Below are 2,037 nucleotides of genomic sequence, written 5' to 3'. Positions count from 1 at the left end.
CGACTACACCAAAGTCAGCGACTCGAGCTATTTTAACGACTTTACCTCTAAATACGGCTCAAGTACCGATGGCTACGCCACGCAGAAATTCAGCGCGGGCTATGTAGTACATCCCGTCCAGCTCTCACCCACGTGCAGGGTAAACCACATATCGGCAAACGCCTCTGCAGGCATATCCGGGTGGCGGATCACATTATGAGGTTCACCAATAAGATGTTCTTCTTTATAACCGCTGGCATCAATAAAGGCCGAGTTCGCGTAAGTAATATGGCTCTGGATATCGGTGGTCGACATTAAGGTCGAGCCTTCGTTAAGCAAATGCTCGTTTTGTGTAACGTGATTGTTACGCCTCATAAATAACTCCGGGGTGATGTCTGCGTAAAGCGAAGCCGCCCAAAAAAGTTCAGGCAAGGTAAAATTGTTATTCTTAAATATTACGACGGGCGTATTCTCCACAAAATTTAAAAAATTATAAAGCGCCTGAATTAACTATTTTTTTCAGTCTCATGTTGGCTCATGTAATAAAAATGCAATTAATAAATTGCAGGCGAAAAACAGAGCGGTAAATAAATCGACTTAAGCCAAATGAAAAGGGGTTAATCAAGCCATGATGTAAATCACACCTTTCGAAATAGCGTTTCATTAACAAGGATAAAACATTATCATGGTTAACAACGGTTATCCGATCAACAGGTGAGACAATGAAAATTAATATTATTGGCACCAGCGGTAGCGGCAAAAGCACGCTCGCCCGCCGGATCGCCACGGAACTGGCGCTGCCCTGTATCGAAATGGATACCCTCTACTGGCTTCCGGAGTGGCAGGGCACCCCGGACGATATTCTCTTTGCGAAACTGGAAGCCGCTCTCAACGTGACCCCTGGTTGGGTGCTGGACGGCAACTATAACCGCACCCGGCCCATAAAATGGCGCGACGTGGATCTGGTGGTGTGGGTGGATTACGGCCTGGCGCGCACCCTGCGTCAGGCGGTGACGCGGGCGGTAAAGCGCGCCTTGACGCAGCAGGAGCTATGGCCCGGCACCGGCAACCGGGAGAGCTTTCGCCGCTCCTTTTTGAGTCGCGAGTCGATCCTGCTCTGGACGCTGAAAACCTGGCGCAGCAACCGGGCGCGCTACGAGGCGGATATGCGCAACCCCTCTTATGCCCATATCCGCTTCGTCCGCATCACCACCCGACAACAGGCCGAAGCGCTGCTCGCGGAGTTGCGTGCAGCGCGCTAACCCGCCGCGGTATTTCTGAATTTCGGCAAACCAAATGTAAATTAATTGTTTCTCAGCGGTGAAATCGCCCCTTAATAATGGCGACATGTTTAATCAAACGAGATTGCAACATGTCCTGGCGAATCAGCATTCTGGATAAAAGTCCTGTCGCAGAACACGAAACGGCCGCCGATGCGCTGGCCCGCACCCTGAGCCTGGCGCAGCAGGCGGAGACGCTGGGTTATCACCGCTTCTGGATTGCCGAACACCACAACACCCCGCAACTGGCAAGTCCGTCCCCGGAGCTGCTGATTGCCTGGATCCTCGGGCAGACACGGCGCATTCGCGTCGGCTCCGGCGGGGTCATGCTGCAACACTACAGCCCCTACAAAGTGGCGGAAAACTTCAACCTGCTGGCGGCCATTGCCCCTGGGCGTGTGGATCTGGGCGTCGGCAAAGCACCCGGCGGACTGCCGCTCTCGACAAAGGCGCTCCAGCTCGGCCTCAATCCGCAGGAGAAGGGCGATTTCGCTACACAGCTGGCGCAGCTGGATGGCTGGATCAACCCAGGTTCAGAGGAGGGGGCGGTGCGTGCCACCCCGCGGCCACAGGTGCCTGCCGCCGGTTTTCTGCTGGGTGCCAGCGTGGAGAGCGCGCGTCTCGCTGCCCGCCTCAACTGGGACTTTGTCTTTGCCGCCCATCTGAATGGTGACCCCGAACTTCTGCGTGAGGTCATTGAGACCTGGCGCGCCCACAGCGCCCGGGAGGTCATTGTCGCGGTGCAGGCCATCGTTGCCCCCACACAGGCGCAGGCCGG

2 protein-coding genes and 2 pseudogenes are annotated in these 2,037 nt (G+C 55.1%); 3 read left to right on the top strand and 1 reads right to left on the bottom strand.

Annotated features, from left to right (window positions below):
• Positions 1-109 (top strand): annotated as a pseudogene (gene lptD / locus WFM46_RS23950) (LPS assembly protein LptD); the annotation flags it as partial.
• A 2-nt stretch (positions 110-111) separates the two neighbouring features.
• Here the strand turns inward: lptD and WFM46_RS23605 are convergent.
• Positions 112-354 (bottom strand): annotated as a pseudogene (locus WFM46_RS23605) (PAS domain S-box protein); the annotation flags it as partial.
• Between the two features lie 347 nt (positions 355-701).
• Here WFM46_RS23605 and WFM46_RS23600 point away from each other — a divergent pair.
• Positions 702-1,241 (top strand): adenylate kinase, encoded by a 540-nt coding sequence (locus WFM46_RS23600; protein ID WP_336998710.1) that lies wholly within the window; start codon positions 702-704, stop codon positions 1,239-1,241.
• Between the two features lie 110 nt (positions 1,242-1,351).
• A partial coding sequence (locus tag WFM46_RS23595) for an MsnO8 family LLM class oxidoreductase (RefSeq protein WP_336998709.1) occupies positions 1,352-2,037 on the top strand: 686 nt, incomplete at its 3' end.

It is taken from the genome of Leclercia sp. M50, from assembly GCF_037150775.1.
Lineage (GTDB): Bacteria > Pseudomonadota > Gammaproteobacteria > Enterobacterales > Enterobacteriaceae > Enterobacter.
This window is presented reverse-complemented; position numbering and strand designations above follow the sequence as displayed.